General features: G+C 62.3%; 15 protein-coding genes. 5 read left to right on the forward strand and 10 right to left on the reverse strand.

Features of this window, described 5'->3' with window-relative positions; all coding sequences use genetic code 11:
- Window positions 1-45: 45 nt before the first annotated feature.
- Window positions 46-651 carry a GNAT family N-acetyltransferase gene (locus tag G6M89_RS10915; RefSeq protein ID WP_165161810.1) on the reverse strand — a complete coding sequence of 202 codons (606 nt, stop codon included), beginning with the start codon at window positions 649-651 and terminating at the stop codon, window positions 46-48.
- Window positions 652-876: 225 nt separating this feature from the next.
- On the opposite strand from G6M89_RS10915, the gene G6M89_RS10920 reads away from it, so the two are divergent.
- A complete protein-coding gene (locus G6M89_RS10920; protein WP_165161811.1) occupies window positions 877-1,167 on the forward strand; it encodes a hypothetical protein in 291 nt (96 codons plus the stop codon).
- A 226-nt stretch (window positions 1,168-1,393) separates the two neighbouring features.
- Here G6M89_RS10920 and G6M89_RS10925 read toward each other — a convergent pair whose 3' ends face one another.
- From G6M89_RS10925 to grpE, 6 genes are all read right to left on the reverse strand, one after another.
- Window positions 1,394-3,409, reverse strand: a complete 2,016-nt coding sequence (locus tag G6M89_RS10925) for a beta-galactosidase (RefSeq protein ID WP_165161812.1) — start codon at window positions 3,407-3,409, stop codon at window positions 1,394-1,396.
- Between the two features lie 143 nt (window positions 3,410-3,552).
- Window positions 3,553-4,125, reverse strand: coding sequence for an NAD(P)/FAD-dependent oxidoreductase (locus tag G6M89_RS10930; RefSeq protein ID WP_165161813.1), 573 nt, complete (start codon window positions 4,123-4,125; stop codon window positions 3,553-3,555).
- Between the two features lie 74 nt (window positions 4,126-4,199).
- A complete protein-coding gene (locus G6M89_RS10935) occupies window positions 4,200-4,982 on the reverse strand; it encodes a hypothetical protein (protein ID WP_165161814.1) in 783 nt (260 codons plus the stop codon).
- Between the two features lie 88 nt (window positions 4,983-5,070).
- Window positions 5,071-6,225, reverse strand: a complete 1,155-nt coding sequence (gene dnaJ, locus G6M89_RS10940) for a molecular chaperone DnaJ (protein ID WP_165161815.1) — start codon at window positions 6,223-6,225, stop codon at window positions 5,071-5,073.
- A 322-nt stretch (window positions 6,226-6,547) separates the two neighbouring features.
- On the reverse strand, window positions 6,548-8,455 hold the full coding sequence (gene dnaK / locus G6M89_RS10945; RefSeq protein WP_165161816.1) for a molecular chaperone DnaK: 1,908 nt from the start codon (window positions 8,453-8,455) through the stop codon (window positions 6,548-6,550).
- Between the two features lie 236 nt (window positions 8,456-8,691).
- Window positions 8,692-9,951, reverse strand: coding sequence for a nucleotide exchange factor GrpE (gene grpE, locus G6M89_RS10950; protein WP_165161817.1), 1,260 nt, complete (start codon window positions 9,949-9,951; stop codon window positions 8,692-8,694).
- A 135-nt stretch (window positions 9,952-10,086) separates the two neighbouring features.
- On the opposite strand from grpE, the gene G6M89_RS10955 reads away from it, so the two are divergent.
- Window positions 10,087-11,511 carry a DEAD/DEAH box helicase family protein gene (locus G6M89_RS10955; protein ID WP_394352364.1) on the forward strand — a complete coding sequence of 475 codons (1,425 nt, stop codon included), beginning with the start codon at window positions 10,087-10,089 and terminating at the stop codon, window positions 11,509-11,511.
- Window positions 11,512-11,525: 14 nt separating this feature from the next.
- Here G6M89_RS10955 and G6M89_RS10960 read toward each other — a convergent pair whose 3' ends face one another.
- Window positions 11,526-12,293: an SDR family NAD(P)-dependent oxidoreductase gene (locus G6M89_RS10960; protein WP_165161818.1), complete on the reverse strand. Its 768-nt coding sequence runs from the start codon at window positions 12,291-12,293 to the stop codon at window positions 11,526-11,528.
- Window positions 12,294-12,397: 104 nt separating this feature from the next.
- On the opposite strand from G6M89_RS10960, the gene G6M89_RS10965 reads away from it, so the two are divergent.
- Window positions 12,398-13,933, forward strand: a complete 1,536-nt coding sequence (locus G6M89_RS10965) for a DUF790 family protein (RefSeq protein WP_165161819.1) — start codon at window positions 12,398-12,400, stop codon at window positions 13,931-13,933.
- 70 nt (window positions 13,934-14,003) lie between these two features.
- On the opposite strand, the gene G6M89_RS10970 is transcribed toward G6M89_RS10965, so the two are convergent.
- Together G6M89_RS10970 and G6M89_RS10975 are read right to left on the reverse strand one after the other, a co-directional pair.
- Entirely contained in the window at window positions 14,004-14,900 is an 897-nt protein-coding gene (locus G6M89_RS10970; RefSeq protein WP_165161820.1) for an acyl-CoA thioester hydrolase/BAAT C-terminal domain-containing protein, read from the reverse strand.
- Window positions 14,901-14,993: 93 nt separating this feature from the next.
- Window positions 14,994-16,310 (reverse strand): MATE family efflux transporter, encoded by a 1,317-nt coding sequence (locus tag G6M89_RS10975; protein WP_165162111.1) that lies wholly within the window; start codon window positions 16,308-16,310, stop codon window positions 14,994-14,996.
- A 210-nt stretch (window positions 16,311-16,520) separates the two neighbouring features.
- Between G6M89_RS10975 and G6M89_RS10980 the strand changes: the two genes are divergently transcribed.
- Both G6M89_RS10980 and G6M89_RS10985 read left to right on the forward strand, forming a co-directional pair.
- Window positions 16,521-17,219, forward strand: coding sequence for a hypothetical protein (locus tag G6M89_RS10980; protein ID WP_165161821.1), 699 nt, complete (start codon window positions 16,521-16,523; stop codon window positions 17,217-17,219).
- A gap of 78 nt (window positions 17,220-17,297) precedes the next feature.
- Entirely contained in the window at window positions 17,298-18,221 is a 924-nt protein-coding gene (locus G6M89_RS10985; protein WP_165161822.1) for a ring-cleaving dioxygenase, read from the forward strand.
- The last annotated feature ends 119 nt before the right edge of the window (window positions 18,222-18,340 follow it).

Consider the following 18,340-nt stretch of genomic DNA (forward strand, 5'->3'; position numbering starts at 1 on the left):
GGCCACGAGTGAAAAGTGTCGACCGCGAGCGGACCACGCTGGTCGTTACCGGCCGGTGTCGTACTTGTACGTCGCCGAGTCGGGATCGATGCCGAAATCCTCGGGTGTGTCGTCGGTTGAAACCTCCTCTGGCTGCTCGGGTGCTCGTTTGAACGCCTCACGAAGCGCTGGCGGCATCCGGAACCGGTCGACATCGATGGCATACGGCACCGCATCAGGGTCGACGCCCTCCCGTTTGTCTGCGAGGCGCTTTTGGAGCGGGTCGGGAAGCTTTGATTCGTCGATCCGTCGGAAACCGAACTGTGCGAGATAGCTACCTGTACCGGTCACCGTGTAGACAGTGTCGAAGCCCTCGTCACTGGCGTACTCGATGAGTCGTTCGACGACGTGGGCACCGACGCCCTGTCCGCGCCAGTGCTCGAGGACGCCGATACTGGTGAGTTCGCAGTATTCCGACGGCTCGTCGCTCTCCTCATGGTCGGCGCTGACGCGGTGAATCCGAATCCGCCCGAAGCCGGCCTTTTCGTTCGAGAGTTCGTCGACGGCAATCACGTAGTCGCGCGAGCGGAACGCCGTCTCGTCGAGTCCCATCGACTCGATATGATCGAGTAGCCAGACCTCCTCTCTGTTTTTCGCGTCCCGCACGTACATGGCCCACTATAGGTGATGACGGCCAAAAGCATTTGTGGGTTGCCAGGTGCAAGGAAGGTACGCCACCCCTCCGTACACACGTTGCGAACTGTGGAGACTCGCGTCGGTCTGTGTCTCATGTGTTTGCCAAACACTCGAAACAGTAGTCATTCCGTCTCGAGTGCGCGCAGTTTGTCGCGCAAGCACGTAACCTATATGTGCTCTCGTGTGTATGTGTGACATACCATGGCCGAGTGTGACACGTGTGGCGATGACGTGCCCCAACTCTTTGAACACCGCGTGCGGTCCGAGACGATGACACACCAACGAACACAACGCAGTTGCGCGGACTGTCACCCATCGCTGCCGAGTACGTCGAAACAGTTGGTCACCGACGGCGGAACGACGACGGCTGACTGTCCGACCTGCTCGGGACCAACCGTCAATACCGACGGCCCACTCACCTGCGTCGACTGTGGGTGGACCCCGCGGGAGTACCACGCTCGGTTCTCACTGTCCTGGTCAGAACGACTGTAACGTACGAACGCGCTGTTTTCGGCCGACACGGATTCTGTACTTGATTTCTCTCGAGCGACTGGTACTCCTCAACCGTACCCGATATATTGATTGTCGCTATATCAAATCAGCAGATATCAGCAGCAGCATCTCGAGTCGGACACACAAACACAGCTCTCGCTGTGGCTCAAGCGTGTCTGAAACAGGAAACAGCACGATGTGGACGAGCCTCCGTGCCAAAACGTGACTAGTTCTCGAGGTCGATCTCGAGTTCGTGGGCAGGAACGTCAACTACTGCGAGGTCGCGACCGGGGACCGTCTCCTCACCGAGAACGAGCGTGCCGGAGCCAGCGTCGACCGTGACGGCGTCCGTTCCGAAGTTCGTGACCCACGTGTAGCCGTCGCGCTCAGTGAGTCGGACCCGCTCGGGCAAGCGCTCGCCGAATGAGACGCCCGCACGCTCGAGCAGACCCACCGAAATCGCGTCGGCGAGGTCCACTTCGGGCCAGACGCCGACGTATTCGACGTGGCCATCGCCGACAGCGTTGCGAACGATGGCGGGTTCGTCAGTTCCGGGACCGGACTCGAGGTGGCCGATGACTGCCCCGTCGGCTGGCTCGAGCCACTCGGCCCACGTCTGATATGCATAGGAGTCACCGTCGTAGCTCACCTGCGTCTCGACGCCTGGTGAGAGGCTCTCGTGTTGTGCGACGTGTGCGCCGAGAGTCTCAGCGAGCGGGCCGGGTGCGAGTTCGTCGCGCAGGTGGTCGTGTTCGTCTTTCATCGCCGAGCGAATCGTCAACAGGAGTTCGCCGCCGTTCTCTGCGTACGCTACCAGTCTGCTCGCAAGGCCGTCGTCAACGAGATGGAGCGACGGCGCGACGAGCGCAGCGTACGCCCCGAGATTTGCGCTCGTCGACACGAGGTCGACGGTCACGCCGCGGCGGCGGAGCGCACGGTAGTACGCACGCAGGTGTGCCCAGTAGTCGAAGTCGGGCGAGTGCGCCTCAGCATGCGTCGCCCAGAGACTGTCGTAATCGACGAGCATCGCAACATCGCCGCTTGGGGCGTCCAGGTCGGGCAAGGACTCGAACTCCACGGCGGCGTCCGTCGCCTCCTCGAGGCCCCGATCAGGTGCGCCATCGTAGTTGTTCAGCGCGCCCCAGTACTGCTCCTGGCCGAACTGGCAACGCCGCCAGCGGAAGTACGAGACCACGTCGGCTCCGTGGGCGGCGGCCTGGTGGGTCCAGAGCCGGATCATGCCGTCGTCGGGTTCGGCCGAGTAGGGAAACGCCCGAATGTCGCCGGCTTGGTTCTCCATGACCCAGAACGGGCCGTCGCTCGCGCCGCGGTAGAGGGCGTGGTTCATTCCCGTCACGTCGGGGTCGCCGGCTCGCTGGAGATCGTCGCCCATCTCCTCGGGCGCGGGGGTGTCGGGAACCTCCTGTGTGTGCAGCGTCGGGTACGAATCCCACGCCGCGAAGTCGAGGTCTTCGGTCACGTCGAAGGCATTCAGGGGATCGAAATCGCCCATGAAATTGTGGGTGACGAACCAGTCGTCGTTGGCCTCTCGAAGAATATCGACGTGCAGGCGGTTGTACTCAACGACGCTGTCACTGGCGAAGCGGTTGTAATCGAGCAGTCGAGATGGATGATGATTCGCCGCCGTCGACCCCGGTAGATCGACCTCGGAAAAGCTCCGATACTCCTGGCTCCAGAAGGCGTTACCCCACGCCTCGTTGAGGTCGTCAATCGAGTCGTAGTGTTCGCGAAGCCAGTCGCGAAACGCCGACGCACAGTCCTCACAGTAACAGCGGACGGTCTCGTGACAGCCGTACTCGTTGTCGGTCTGCCAGCCAGCAACGTGGTCGTGTCCTGCGAAATGGTTGGCCAGTTTCTCGATGATACGACGACTTTCGCGCCAGTAGACAGCCGAGTTGAAACAGTAATGGCGACGGCTACCGAACTCGAGTGGCGTCCCATCCGGTTGTTTCTGTCGGATTTCGGGGTACTCATCGAGCAGCCACTTCGGCGGCGTCGCCGTCGGCGTACACAGCACTGCCTGCATGTCGTGCTCGCCGATCAGGCCGACAGCCGTCTCGAGCCATTCGAAGTCGTACTCGCCGGGGTTGGGCTCCATGCGGTTCCAAGCGAACTCCGCCATCCGGACGTACTCGATGCCCGCCTCGGCCATTCGCTCGATATCGTCCGCCCAGCGCTCGCGCGGCCAGTGTTCAGGAAAGTAACAGACGCCAGTGTGCATCGTCGTGAACACGCCTTGAAAGGCCAATAAAGCCACGGGCCGCGGCAGGGTGCACCGACTCGAGTTTGGGTTCGGTTGGGTTTTCGAGTCGAGTCTCGAACCTTGCGCGGTCTGTGAGCACGAGCGGCCCGTGACAGCGCCGGTTAGCTCGAGGTAAACGCCGGCACGTCACCGGGCGTATCGAAGTCGTGATAGTGCTCTCCACGCTCAGTGCTGAGAATGTCGAGTGCGGCTGTTGCCCCATCACCCGCGGCGATAACAGCTTGCCATTCTTCGGCGCGGACCATTGCACCCGTCGCGTACAGGTTCGCAACACTCGTTTGCATATTTAGATCGACATCGACCGTGTCATCGTCGTCGAACGCACAGCCCAGATCGTCCGCAATCGAGCGGTCTGCACCAGTCGCGAGGATAGCATACTCAGTCTTGTACGTCGCATCGCTTGTTTCAATCCGGAAACCATCGGCAATCGTCTCGAGTCCCGTTACCTCCTCGCCCGTATGGAGGTCTGCCCCGCGGTCACGGACCTGTCCGCGCGTCAGTTCCACGTACTCGCTGCCACTAATGCTTCGAATTCCCGGATAGTTGAATAAATGGGCCTTGTGCATCCACGTCTCGTCTGTGTCGAACACAACCGTCTCGAGGTCGTTTTTCGCCGTAAACAGTGCTGCACTCAATCCGGCGGGGCCACCGCCGATAATCGCAACATCGGGCATGTCTCGAGCCACCACGACCGCCGAAATAAACGGTTTCCACTCGCTCACAGAGTGTCATCGCAGTCGACTCGATGTCACTCAGACAGTGAAACCCGCTCGAGGGCGATCTGTTCGGCCGCCAACTCCGACTCGTCCTCACTCGAGACGACGTACCCGCCACGATCGGACTCGACCGACGACTCCTCGTTTTCCTCGGTGTCGTCCGCTGCGAGTACGATTACACCGTCGGCGAGCAGCGGCGCAAGCACGCCCGCAATGACTGCGCGAAGGTCCGAGAACGACTCGCGAACAACGACTCGATCACCGTGCTCGAGGCCGTACGTTGTGATCACGTCTCGACCCGCAGCGAGCGCATCGGCATGAGACAACGTTCGATCGCCGTCGGTCAACAACGCGGTGTCTGGGTCGATAGACACTGGTGGGAACGACGGATTCTCACTCCAGAGGCCGGCATCGAAGTTGTGCACGTCCGGGTCCGTTGGCTTGTCACCGTACCCAACCCGCTGAGCCCCCGGTGGAAGCTCATAACCCCCAGTTTCGAGAACCTCGACAGGCGCGACAAGTGTCCGAAACGACTCGTCCGCGGCTCGATCTGTCGGTGGGTCGAACTGGGTTCGGGCCTCGAGTAGCGCCGTTCCGAAAAACGCGAGCAAGCCGATCGGACCGGTGCCGACGACGCCGACGGTTACTCCGTTTCGCACGCCCGAGTGTCGCAGGAAGTTGCCCGCCTTCCACGAGGTGGTACAGAGCCAGTGGAGGTCGTACTCCCGACCAGTTGCGTCGATGAGTGCCGTTCGATCGCCAGCACGTTCGCGGCGCTCGCGCGTGAACAACTCATCGACTGTCGCGACGGTCATACACCACACTCAGCAGTGCGACGAAAAAAGACCGCCGATACCATCGTTTCCCCCGTTGTCAACGACCCGTATGTGAGGAGGTTGCTGCTCAGAACGCCCGCTTAATCTTCTCGAAGAAGCCTTCCTTGATCTCGATTTCGTCACCGCCTGCTTCGGCAAACGCCTCGAGAGCCTCACGCTGTTCCTCGTTGAGTTGCTCGGGCGTGACGACCTGAATCTGTACGTAGAGGTCGCCTTGTCCGCGCCGTCGGAGACGAGGCATTCCCTTCCCCCCAAGGCGGAACGTCTCGCCGCTTTGGGTGCCTGTCGGTACCTCGAACTCGACTGCGCCGTCGAGCGTCGGCACCTCGACCGTATCGCCAAAGGTCGCTTGCGGGAACGATATCGGGAGTCGGTATTGAAGGTCATCACCCTCGCGTTCGAACTCCTCGTGCTCGCGGATCGTGATGTCAATCAACAGATCGCCGTGTGGACCACCCTCGGGACTTGGTGCTCCCTCACGTTCCATCCGCAGCGTCTGGCCGTCCTGAATACCCGCCGGCACCTCGATCGTAAGCGTGGTCTCGGTCCGAACGAAGCCATCGCCGTGACACTCACTGCAACTGTCAGAGTATAGCGTCCCCTCACCCTCACACCGGCGACACGTCGTCGTCTGCTGGACCCGACCGAGCGGTGTCTGTTGAACTTGCTGGGTCTGGCCTCGTCCCTGACACTCCGGACACGTCTGGGAATCCGCATCCGGCGGATGACCCTCGCCATCACACGATTCACAGGCCTCCGGACGCTCGATCGTAAACTGCTTCTCTGCGCCGTCGAACGCCTCCTCGAGATCGATCTCGAGTTCGGTTCGCAGATCCTGTCCCTTTCGCTGGCGACGACCGCGGCCAGCCCCGCCAGTGAACATCTGCTCGAAGATATCCCCGAGGCCGCCGCCCATACCGCCACCGCCCATACCGCCGAACGGACCGCCTCCCATGCCACCAGCGCCGCCACCGCCAGCGTCATAGCCGTGTTTTTCGGCCTGCTCGTAGCGGTCGTGACCCATCCGGTCGTAGGCCTGGCGTTTTTCCTCGTCAGTCAGGACCTGCTTTGCCTTCTGAATCTTCTTGAACTTCTCTTCCGCGTCGGGATCATCGCTTACGTCCGGGTGATACTCTGTGGCCTTCTCCCGATAGGCCGATTTGATCTCATCGGCGGAGGCATCCTTGCTCACACCGAGTGCGTCGTAAAAGTCCTCGCTCATTCGTTAGCCACCGATACTCGCTTGCGCCACTTGAAACGAACGTTCCGATACGAACTTTTTCCGTCTCGGGTTCGCTCGCTTCGCTCACTCACCACTCAACGCAAAAACTTCGATGAAAAACCGGAAGCGCTGCGCGCTTCCGAACGCTCGCGTGCTTCACTCATCAGCAGGGCGCTCGCTCCCGCTGGTCGCTCGCGGGTGCAACATTTGTGATACAGCTGCGGCAGCACTCTGAACCGCCGATACTCGAGAAAGGTCCCAAATACAACGAATTGGATGGGGTCCGTCTCGGTTGCTGACGAGAACGGAACCGGCTGGAGCGTTAGTTCTCGTCGTCGTCAACTACGTCCTCGAAGTCGGCGTCAACGAACTCCTCGCCGTCGTCGCCACCCGCGCCACCGCCTGGGCCAGGGTTCGGGCCACCGCCCATACCACCCATTCCGCCGGCGCCAGCCGCACCAGCGCCCGCACCTGCTGCACCAGCGCCTGCTTCCTGGTAGATCTGCTTGCCGATCTCCTGTAGTTCCGTGCTCAGGTCTTCGGTTGCAGCCTCGATATCATCTGCGTCGGCGTCGTTGTCGTCGATAACGGCCTCGAGGTCTTCGATCGATGCCTCGATATCTGCACGCAGATCATCGTCGACCTGCTCGTCGTTCTCCTCGAGCAGGGTTTCTGCACGCTGGATCGTCGCCTCGGCGGTGTTGCGAGCTTCGATCCGCTGGCGTTTCTGCTCGTCTTCTTCGGCGTGTTTCTCGGCTTCTTCCTGCAGGCGGTCGATCTCGGCGTCGGAGAGGCCAGCACCGCCTTCGATGGTGATCTCTTCGGTCTCGCCGGAGCCTTTGTCCTCGGCGGAGACGTTGACGATGCCGTTTTCGTCAATCGAGAAGGTGACTTCAATCTGTGGCGTGCCCGCCGGCGCTGGCGGGATGCCCGTCAGGTGGAACTCGCCGAGCATCTCGTTTTCGGCGGCGATTTCGCGTTCACCCTGGAAGACACGGACCTGCACCGTGGTCTGGTTGTCCGCTGCCGTCGTGAAGATCTTGGATTCCTCGGTTGGAATCGTCGTGTTCTTCTCGATCAGGCGCTCGAAGAGGCCGCCTTTGACCTCGATACCGAGGCTGAGTGGCGTCACGTCGAGCAGGACGATGTCGTCGACTTCGCCGCCGAGGACGCCGCCCTGAATCGCTGCACCGAGTGCAACGGCCTCGTCCGGGTTGACGTTCTTCTGTGGTTCCTGCCCCGTCAGTTCCTCGACCTTGTCTGCGACCTGTGGCATCCGCGTCGAGCCACCGACCAGCAGCACCTCGTCGATGTCGTCTTTCTCGTAGCCAGCATCCTCGAGTGCCTGCTCGGTCGGTTCGACGGTGCGGTCGATCAGATCTGACGTCAGGGATTCGAACTTCGCGCGGGTGAGTGATTCCTCGAGGTGGATCGGACCGTCGTCAGTTGCCGTAATGAACGGCAGGTTGATCTCGGTCTCTTTTCGACTACTGAGTTCGATCTTGGCCTCTTCGGCAGCGTCTTTGAGCCGCTGGAGAGCCTGTCGATCCTCGCGGAGGTCAGTGCCGTGTTCGTCCTCGAACGAGTCAGCGAGCCAGTCGATGATGGCTTCGTCCCAGTCGTCACCGCCGAGGTCGTTGTCCCCGTTGGTTGCGACGACCTCGTAGACGCCGCCGCCGAGGTCGAGCAACGAGACGTCGAACGTCCCGCCACCGAGGTCGTAGACGAGCACGGTCTGGTCGGACTCGTCGTCGAGGCCGTACGCCATCGACGCGGCCGTTGGCTCGTTGACGATGCGCTCGACTTCGAAGCCAGCGATTTCGCCGGCGTCTTTGGTCGCCTGTCGCTGACGGTCAGAGAAGTACGCAGGGACCGTGATGACGGCCTTTTCAACCTCGTCGCCGAGGTACTCTTCGGCGTCGCGTTTGATCTTCTGGAGGGTCATCGCCGAGATTTCCTCAGGCGTGTACTCCTCGCCGTCAATATCGACGGTGTAGTCGTCCTCGCCCATGTGGCGTTTGATCGACTGGATCGTCCGCTCTGGGTTCTGGACGGCCTGATTCTTTGCTGGTTTCCCAACGAGTCGTTCCTCGTCGTTGAACGCGACAATCGAGGGCGTCGTTCGGTCACCTTCAGCGTTGACGATGATTTCCGGATCGCCCCCTTCCATCACCGCGAACGCGCTGTTCGTCGTCCCGAGGTCGATACCGAGAATCTTGTTACTCGCCATTACGAGGCCATTGTGCGCACTTTGGTTTAAACGTTACTAGGCCGATCGACGGACCGAATAAAATTCGACCTCGAGACCGCATTCACGGCTCTCGACTCGAGTGAGACACGGGACGACTGGTCGCACAGGCCGATTTGGCCCTCCGGGACACATTCGACTGCCTCCGTGTCTGGCAGAACATTCGGTGGCGCTCGCTGCACTCGAGTTGTGGGAAAACAGATGAAATATGCAAACGGCTACGAATCAGACGTCGACGAATCAGTGTCTGCGTCGGCATCAGCGTCGGCCTGGTCAGTTTCAGCTGCTGATGTGTCATCATTGCCGGCGGGCGCTGTGTCGTTCTCTGTCTCGCCGTCTGCATCAGCAGTCCCATCACCAGCCGCCTCCGTATCAGCATCGGCATCGGCGTCATCTGCGCTCTCGGCCTCAGCCGCTGTATCGGCATCGGCGTCAGCTTCTGCAGATGCATCGTCGGCGTCTCCGTTCGCACCCGAGTCGTCTGTCTCGGGTTCAGTCGATTCCGCCTCGGTGTCATCTGCGTCGTCAATCGGTGCGTCACCGTCTGCAGACTCCGTATCAGCGTCGGCCGCGTCAGCCGTATCCGACTCAGAAGCAAGTTCGCCGTTCGAAACCGTCACCTGCGCGGTCTGGATGACCTTCTCGCCCATCTCGTAGCCGGACGTGTAGACATCTGCAATTGACCCTTCAGGCTGGTCGCTGTCGACTTTCATCATCACTTCGTGACGCTGTGGGTCGGTCTTGGTGCCCGGTTCGGGGTCGATCTCTGAGACGTTCTCATCCTCGAGCACGCGGTCGAACTCCCGCATGGTCATCTCGAGGCCATCACGAAGGCTCTCGACGTCGCTGCTTTCTTCCTCGAGTGCGCGTTTGAGGTTGTCGCGAACGTCGACGAGTCGGCCGACCAGGTCCTCCGTGGCGCGGTCTTTGATTTGGTCCTGGCGCTTTTTCGCGCGCTTTTTGTAGTTCTGGAAGTCTGCCTGTTTACGTTTGAGTCGACTCTTGAGGTCTTGGACCTGCTCTTGGTACTCCTCGAGTTGCTCGTCGCGCTCGGCGATGGCCTGCTCGCGGGCCTCGAGTTCGTCCTGTAGGTCGCCGATGGTCTCGGCCTGGGATTCGACGCGCTCGGTCAGATCCTCGAGTTCCTCGCGTTGGTGGGCAACCGTTCCCGAGAGCTCTCGCGTTTGGTCGACGATTGAGTTGACCTTGCGTGCGAGGTCGTCGTCGTATTCGGTGATCTGGTCGAGTACCTGCTGGACGTCTTCGCTGGTCTCGACGCCTGCGTTGACGGGTGACGCCGATGCGTCGTCCTCGGTGGTCACTCGAGCGTCCGATTCCGATTCTGTTTCGGCCGGGGCGTCCACAGGGACAGCGTCGGAGTCGGCAGTCTCCGTGCCGTCGCCGCTGCCGGTGCTGTCGTGGTCGTCTGCGGACGGGACACCCTGGCCGGACGAATCCGTGCCCTCGTCTTCACTCATATCCGGGTCAACGAACAGCGATAATAAAAGGGTTGAGGTCCGGCCGTCTGGCCCCCGATTGGCGACACTGCGTGGCAGACAGCGTTGGGAACCGATCCCGACAGTATATGTGCCCGCTGGCCCGAGAACGGGATAGTGACACCCGCTGGTGACTCGCCGCCCGAGTGTCGGTTCGAAGACGGCACCATCCATCTCGATGGCCTCGAGGAATCGCAGGTCCGGTCCCTGCGCGACTCTACCCCGCAACTCGAGTTACAGCCAGATTCGCGAACGGGTGGCTGGCGCGTACCGGCGTTTCGCTACGCAGCCATCCGAGCAGCGACTGCCGACCTGACCATTGCTGACACCGTTCTCGAGTGCGAGCCAGTTCCCGACCTGCAGTCGGCGTACGAACTCCGCGAGTATCAACACGAGGCGCTATCGGCATGGCTCGAGACGGATCGCTGGGCCGGCCACCAACTCGACATCGCGGGCCTCGAGCGTGCGCCTGCGGGCGTTCTCGAACTCCCGACAGGCAGCGGTAAGACCGTCATCGCGCTGAAAGCCATCGAACGCCTCGGTGTGCCGACGCTCGTCGTCGTCCCCACCATCGACCTCCTCGAGCAGTGGATCGACGAACTCGAGACCGAGTTCGACATCCCCATCGGGCGCTTTGGCGGTGGCGAACAGCGCCTCGAGCCGATTACGGTTTCAACCTATGACTCGGCGTATCTGAAAGCCGATTCCGTGGGCGACCGCTTTGGCTGCGTCGTCTTTGACGAGGTCCATCATCTGGGCGGCGAGGGCTACCGCGAGATTGCCCGCTTGCTCGCCGCGCCCGCGCGACTCGGCCTCACCGCGACGTTCGAGCGTCCCGACGGTGCACACGAGATTATTGAAGAAATCGTCGGCCCGCTGGTCCACCGCGTCAACGTCGACGATCTCGCTGGCGAGCATCTCGCCCCCTACGACGTGAAACGACTCGAGGTGGCCCTCACACCGGCCGAACGCGAGGAGTACGAGCGCGCACAGGAGACGTTCACTGACTACCTCGCCACGTCAAACATCCGAATGCAGAGCGGCTCGGACTATCAGGAACTCGTCAAACGCTCTGGATCGGATCCGAGAGCGCGCGAGGCCCTCCTTGCCCGCCAGCGCGCCCGCGAGATCGCTCGCGGCAGCGCGGCAAAAATCGATGCACTCGAGGGGGTGCTCGAGGACCACCGGGGCGAGCGCACACTCGTCTTTACGGCGTACAACGACCTCGCGTACGACGTCAGCGAGCGGTTTTTGATCCCGACAATCACGCATCAAACGGGTGCCACAGAGCGACGCGAGATTCTCGAGCGGTTTCGCGAGGGCACCTATAGCCGGATTGCGACCTCGAACGTGTTAGACGAGGGTGTTGACGTGCCCGACGCGTCGGTTGCCGTTGTCCTCTCGGGCAGCGGCAGCGAGCGAGAGTTTACCCAGCGGCTGGGGCGTATTTTGCGCCCGAAACACGACGGCAGCCGGGCGCTGCTGTACGAAATCGTGACCGCAGATACCTCAGAAGAGCGGGTTGCGGCCCGCAGACGGTAAAATTCGTTGTGAAATTAGACCGAGAAGTTGTTGTAGCCGCCGTCAATCGTGATGATCTCGCCAGTCGTAAAGGAGGCTGCGTCACTGGCCAGATACAGCGCCGCGCCGCTGATCTCGTTCGGCGTCGCCACGCGATCCATCGGCGTTCGTTCGTCGACGCCTTCGCGGAACTCCGAGCCGTCCTCGAGTTTCGGGCCGGCAAGTTCCGTTTTGACGAAGCCGGGCGAGATGGCGTTGACGCGAATGTCTGGGCCGAGATCGGCTGCCGTCGCTCGAGTCAGCCCGTTGAGGCCGGCCTTCGCGGAGACGTAGCCCGCGCGTGCCTCGCGGGACTGGTCTGCGGACATCGAGGAGATGTTGACGATACTTCCCTCGTCCATCGCGTTCCCGAAGACCTTGATCGCGCGGAAGACGCCCGAGAGACAGATGTCGATATCCTGGTCCCACTCGTCTTCGGTCATCTCAGTCACTGGCGCGGCCGCGACCGAGCCTGCAGAGTTGACGAGCACGTCGGGCGTGCCAAGGGCCGCTTCGACCTCGTCTTTGAGGGTCTCGAGCGACTCGAGGTCGCGGACGTTGCAGGTGACTTCGGTCGTCTCGGCACCGAGATCGCGCAGTTCGGCTGCCGCGTCGGCGACGCTCTCTTCGCTCCGGCTCGTCGCGACGACATCCGCGCCGTTGCGTGCGAACGCGCGGGCGATCTCGAGTCCGATACCGCTGGTGCCGCCGATCACGACGGCTGTCTTGTCTTCGACACTGATCGCTCCTGATTCCTCAGTCATGCATGGCTCTCTCGGGCATGGTGTGGTGATGGTTTCGATTTACTGCGACCATCCGCAGACGGCGTCGGTCGATTTTTGAACGCTGCCCGTCGAGTCCAACCCGAATGCTGACGAAGGATCTGCTGCGCGTCTCGAGAGCCGGCGGGGGCTACCACCCACAGTTTTCCGACCGCGCACACCGCCCACTCGCCGCGAAAGTGATCGGGACGTTCCAGGGTCACGTCGGCGAGTCTCGAGGCGATCTCGAGGAAGCCCTAACCAGCTTAGAGCGCGAGGCGGACGATTTCAAACTCGTCCGCGGAATCGCCGCCTTGCTCGAGCGCGAAGCAACCTTCGAGACCGACGCCGAACTCGAGCCCGAACGCGCCCGGAAAGCGGTCTTCGAGGCAGCCGAAGCCGTCGGCGTCGTCAGCGAAGACGAACGGGCGATGGCGCTCATCCGCGCCGCCGAACCGCTTTCGGTTTCTGCAGACGCCCTCGAGGCGGGGCTCTATGCCGATCTTGAGGACCGCCAGCGTCTCACAGCAGTCGAGACGCGGTGGGACCCAGACGACCTGCTGGCGCAGTACAACCTCTCGCTGGCGCAAACGGCGCTGTTCGACGCGACTGAGGTTCGGGTTCGCTCGAGCGATCCGAAGGCGCTCATCTCGGCGATCAAACGACTGCGGCTGATGTACGAGATTCACGCGCCGAACAGCGACGACCTGCTCGCATCCGACGACGGCGCAAGCGAGCGCGAGGTGATCGTCACCGGCCCAACACACCTCTTTCGGGCAACCCGGCGCTACGGCACTCGCTTTGCCAGACTCTTGCGGACGGTCGCGGGCGCAGCTGAGTGGCACCTCGAGGCGACCATCGACGACCGCGGGACAGAGCGCACACTCACCCTCTCACACGAGGATCCGATCACCGTCCCCGACGCCGACCCGGTCGCCGAGGTGACGTTCGACAGCGGCGTCGAAGCGGACTTCGCGGCCCGAATCGGGACTCTCGACCTCGAGTGGGACCTCGTACGTGAACCAGAACCGCTCGCAACGGGCACGCGCGTGATGATCCCCGATTTTGCGTTCGAGTACGCGCATTCGAACTTTCGCGTCTATCTCGAGATCATGGGCTTTTGGACGCCAGAGTACGTCGCAAAGAAGCTCTCGCAACTCGAGGGCCTCGAGGACGTGGAACTCATCGTCGCGGTCGACGAATCGCTGGGTGTCGGCGAGGAGATCGCCGCGCGGGATTTCCGGGCGATTCCCTACACCGGCACGGTACGGGTGAAAGACGTGGTCGACGTATTGGGAGCGTACGAACGCGACCTCGTCGCCGCGAGCGCTGCCGACCTGCCCGCGGAACTGCGTCCCGATGATGACGCCGTGACGCTCGAGGCGCTCGCCGACCGCCACGGTGTCAGTGAGGACGCGCTCGCGGACGTGGTCTTCCCCGAGCACGAGCGCGTCGGGCGAACGCTGGTTCGACCCGGCGTGCTCGAGGAACTCTCGGAGGGGATTTCGGCCGGTATGTCGTTGGCTGGCGCCGAAGACGAACTCGAGGCGTACGGGATCGACGACTCGAGTGCGTTGCTTTCGGAACTTGGCTATCGCGTCGAGTGGGAGGGGCTTGCGGGCGGCACGCTCGTCGAACGGTAACCAGACGAAACGCGGCTATACATTGCGTTGACGCTGTTTTTGTCCATTGAGGTCTCCGATAGCAGTCACATTAGAGGCGGTCGAGATACTCGAGCATCGCCTGCCAGGCTCGAGCGGACGCACGAGCGTTCGCGGCATGCGTTCCGCCGAACCGGTGCGTGTCGGCCGGAGACGTATCAGCGTTGAACCGGTACGGAACTCGGATCGCGTGTCCGGCCTCGGGAAATGAACAGTGTTCAAACTGCCATGGGTGCTCGTGTTTCTCGAGTCGCTCGACGGCGCACTCCGCCATGCGTGTTGACGGCCAGATAGTGTCCTGTTCGCCAGAGATGAGCAACACTGGACCGTCGATGTCTTCGACGGGAATCTCGGCTCGTGCCCGCTCTTTAGGCGTCGGCTGATCAATTGCCGGTGTCGATGAGATCGGTTCTTCGTCCGGGAACGGCTCATCCTCCTCGCTCTCGTCCACGTATTTGTCAACGTGAAGGTGTGGTAACGGTTCTCCGTCGAGCAGCCACGTTGGCTGGTCCTCGCCGACCCCATCCATCCACGATGGTGCGGGCCAAACGTAGCAACTCGGCACGTAGGCGATGATGCAACCAATGGTGTCAAACGTCGATCCGGCTAGAAGAGATGCCTCGCCGCCTCTGGAAAAGCCGACAACTCCGACTTGATCACCCGAAACGTCGGGCCGTTGTAACAACCACTCGGCGGCATGGTTGAACTCCTCTAATGGCACTTCTAACAGTCGATCACGGACGCCCGACGCGCCGAAGTACTCAACGCACAGCACGGTATACCCATGTTCGGCGAGCAACGCGGCATACTCCTGTTCGTACCCCCGTGCACCACCGGCACCGTGAAGAACGAGGACACCCGGTCGAGGCCCATCACCCAGTCCTTGAAAGAGTCGCCCGTTCACGTCCTCGGTCCGAATGGTCGTCCCCGAGAGGAATCGCTCGTTCATACCGGCGCTTCGAAGAGGAAGTGGTTAAACCCAAGACATGTTTTGATCCGTCGATGACGCTGCGACCACAAGGAGTGAGCGCCCAACATCCCGTTAGTCTTCATCCTCTGCTAAACTCCCGCGCTCGTGCATCATCCGTGTCCCGCGCTCGAGCCAGCCCTTTCGCGCGTAGACGATGCCGACCACGAGGTTTCGCCAGACCCAGTCGGCCACAATGGCGACGTAGGCGGCGACGACGCCGTACTCGAGGTGGACGCCGAAGACGTAGGTGATCCCGAGCAGGAAGAAGACGGCCCCGGTGAGCTTCGCGACGAACGGCGGACGGGTCTCGCTGCCGCCCCGCAGCGAGCCTGCGAGGACGGTAAAGAGCGCGATAAGGAACGTCGAGACCGCGTACGCGCGGGCGAAGTCAACGGCGTAGGGAATCGTCTCCGCATCGCGGGTGAACACGAGGACGACCCACTCGGCCGTCGCGAAGATGCCGACGCCGAGGCCGCCAACGGTGAGGACGGCAAGTCCTGCGGCCGCGAGTCCGTTGAAATAGGCCTCGTCGGGCTTGCCCCGCCCGAGTGACTGTCCGGCGATGATGTTCGCGGCCGTGCCGTAGCCTCGCGAGAGCGGCGAGGAGAGTTGTTGGTAGACCCGCCGGCCGATGTGGTAGGCCGCGTTGACCTCGGTGCCGAACATGAGCAGGATGGCGTTGAACGGGAACTCGGCGATCAGTTCGGTGATTCCCTCGGCGATTCGGGGCGCACTGATGACGACCAGCTGTTTCATGATGACGAGCCGAGTCGGCCGGACCAGCGTAAGCTCGCTCCAGGAGCTGTAGATGACGGCGACGAACGTGATCGCCGCGAGCGTGTCGCCGATTGCCGTCGCGATGGCGATGCCGACGACCGAGAGTTCCGGAAACGGGCCCAGCCCGAACGCAAGCGTCACAGTGAGGACGATGTTGAACGCGTTCGCCGCGGCGTTGATGTACATCGGCGTCCGGGTGTCGCCCGTCCCCTGAATCGAACGCGCCGCGATCATCGTCACATGAAATGCGGGTGCGGTCACCAGGATAATTGCCAGATAGATACCGCCCCAGCGGACCGTTTCGGCCTCCGCGCCAAGAATTTCGATAGCCCAGAAGCTCCCGACGATTCCAAAGAGCGCGAACGGAATCCCCGCGAGCACGCCGAGCAAGAGCGCCTGACTCACCGCCTCGTCCCGGTTCGCGACGCTGCCGCTGCCCGTGTCCTGACTCGAGAGTGCAATCGCGCCGTCGCCAACACCAAGGCCGAACCACAGCGGGAGTCGGCCGTAGATGTCTGCGAGACCGACGGCAGCGACCGCGGCGGGCGAGAAAAAGCCGGCGACGATGAGGTCGGTCGTCCGCATCAGTGTTCGGAGCACCTGCTCGGCCATGACGGGCCAGGACAGGTCGAAGACCCGTCGCCAGAGGGCAAGCACTCGAGGTCGAAGGGCGGGCGTCGCTGAGTCTGACGACACGTACGTATGCGGAATTTCGTCCGGGACCCTTGTACTTTCAGAAACCGGTGACTGCTTCTCGAGTGCGTTAATGACGAGCGTCTCGGTGACACCGAGGTTTATACCGATCCGATTCCGTTCTTTGGTATGACATATTCACGACGCCAATCAGCGTCGTTCCGTGAGATTGATCGCTGGACAGACGGCGTCGGCTGGATCGCCCATCCCGACGAGGACGGACTGCGAGCCAGCCACGCTGTTTGCGGTTCGGAGGGGCTCTGGCTACTCGATCCGTTGCGAGCCGCGGGCGTGACCGACCTCATAGAGACGGTCGACGACCCTGTCGCCGGCGTCGCCGTCTGCTCGAGTTGGCACACCCGCGATGCCGACTGGTTCGCCCGGACCTACGACGTGCCCGTCTCCGTGCCGACGTGGATGGGGCGCGTTCCGGAGCGCGTCGAGGCGCCAATCCGATACTACGACAGTGAACTCGAACCCGCGATCCCGGTGATGCGCTGTGAGCCGATGCCGACGTGGACCGAGGCAATCCTCCACGCCGAGCCCCACGGAACGCTGTACGTTCCCGATTCGATGGGGACAATAGCGCCGTTTACCGTCGACGAGGAACGGCTGGGTCTGGAACTCCTGCGACGACTCGATCCGCCGCGGTCGCTTCGCCGCCTCGAGCCTGATCGCGTGCTCGTCGGGCACGGTGAGGGTGTCTTCGAGGACGCGACGCGCGCACTCGAGGATGCGCTGGCGGGCGGCAGGCGGCGGTTTCCACGGGCACTTCTCGAAAACGGGCCGGCGACGGTGCGATCAATCGCCGGCGCACTGTCTGAGTAACCAGATGGGGCGAGCCAGCGGTCGGCAGCTGTGTGACTGCCGGGGCACGTTTATTCCTGTCGGCGACGTACGAATTCCATGCCTCAGACGCCCGGCATCCACCACGTCACCGCCGTCGCGAGCGACCCGTCGCAAAACCACGAGTTCTACACCGAAACGCTCGGCTTGCGGCTCGTCAAACAGAGCATCAATCAGGATGATGTATCAGTGTATCACCTCTTCTACGCCGACCATGAGGGCTCGCCGGGGACGAGCATGACGTTCTTTCCCTACACTGACGCCCGACCGGGCCAGGTCGGTACCGGCCAGGTCAGTACCGTCTCGTTTCTTGTTCCCGAAGACTCCCTCGAGTTTTGGCGTGACCGCCTCGAGAGCGCAGGCGCGAATCCCGCGGAGCCACTCGAGCGCTTCGACGAGACGGTCCTACCGTTCGAAGACCCCGACGGACTCCCGCTCGAGTTGGTCGTCCGCGCAGACGTGCCCGACGCGAACCTGCCGGAGAGTCCCGTTCCGGAGACACACGCCATCCGCGGCTTTGCCGGTGTGACGCTCTCACTGACGAGTGCCGAGCCGACGACAGAACTGCTCGAGGCGATGGGCTACGAGGCGACTGGCACCGAAGGCACGCGTCGGCGATACGAGAGTAGCGGCGAACTCGGGTCCGTCGTCGACGTTGACGAAGATCCGCAGGCACCGCAGGGAGTGCCCGGCGCGGGTACCGTCCACCACGTCGCATTCGAGGTCGGAGACGACGAGCAGGAGACGTGGCGCGAGTTCCTGATCGACCGCGGGCTGCGGCCCACAGAAATCATCGACCGCAAGTGGTTCAACTCGGTCTACACCCGCGAGTACGGCGGCGTGCTCTTCGAATTCGCAACCAAATCGCCAGGGTACACCGTCGACGAAGACCTCGAGAATCTGGGCGACCGACTCGTTCTCCCGGACTGGCTCGAGGACCGACGCGGGGAGATCGAAGCCGGATTGCCGGCGTTGTCACGATAGCACAGCCTCGAGTGTGTTCGTGTCTGTCGTATGCGTGTCTGTCTGTCTTGCTGTCTGTGCTGGAACCGCGACTCACTAGCAGTCCGTCGCGATCAGGAAGCGTTCCGGCCTCGGTGGGT

It is taken from the genome of Natronolimnobius sp. AArcel1 (assembly GCF_011043775.1).
Classification (GTDB): domain Archaea; phylum Halobacteriota; class Halobacteria; order Halobacteriales; family Natrialbaceae; genus Natronolimnobius.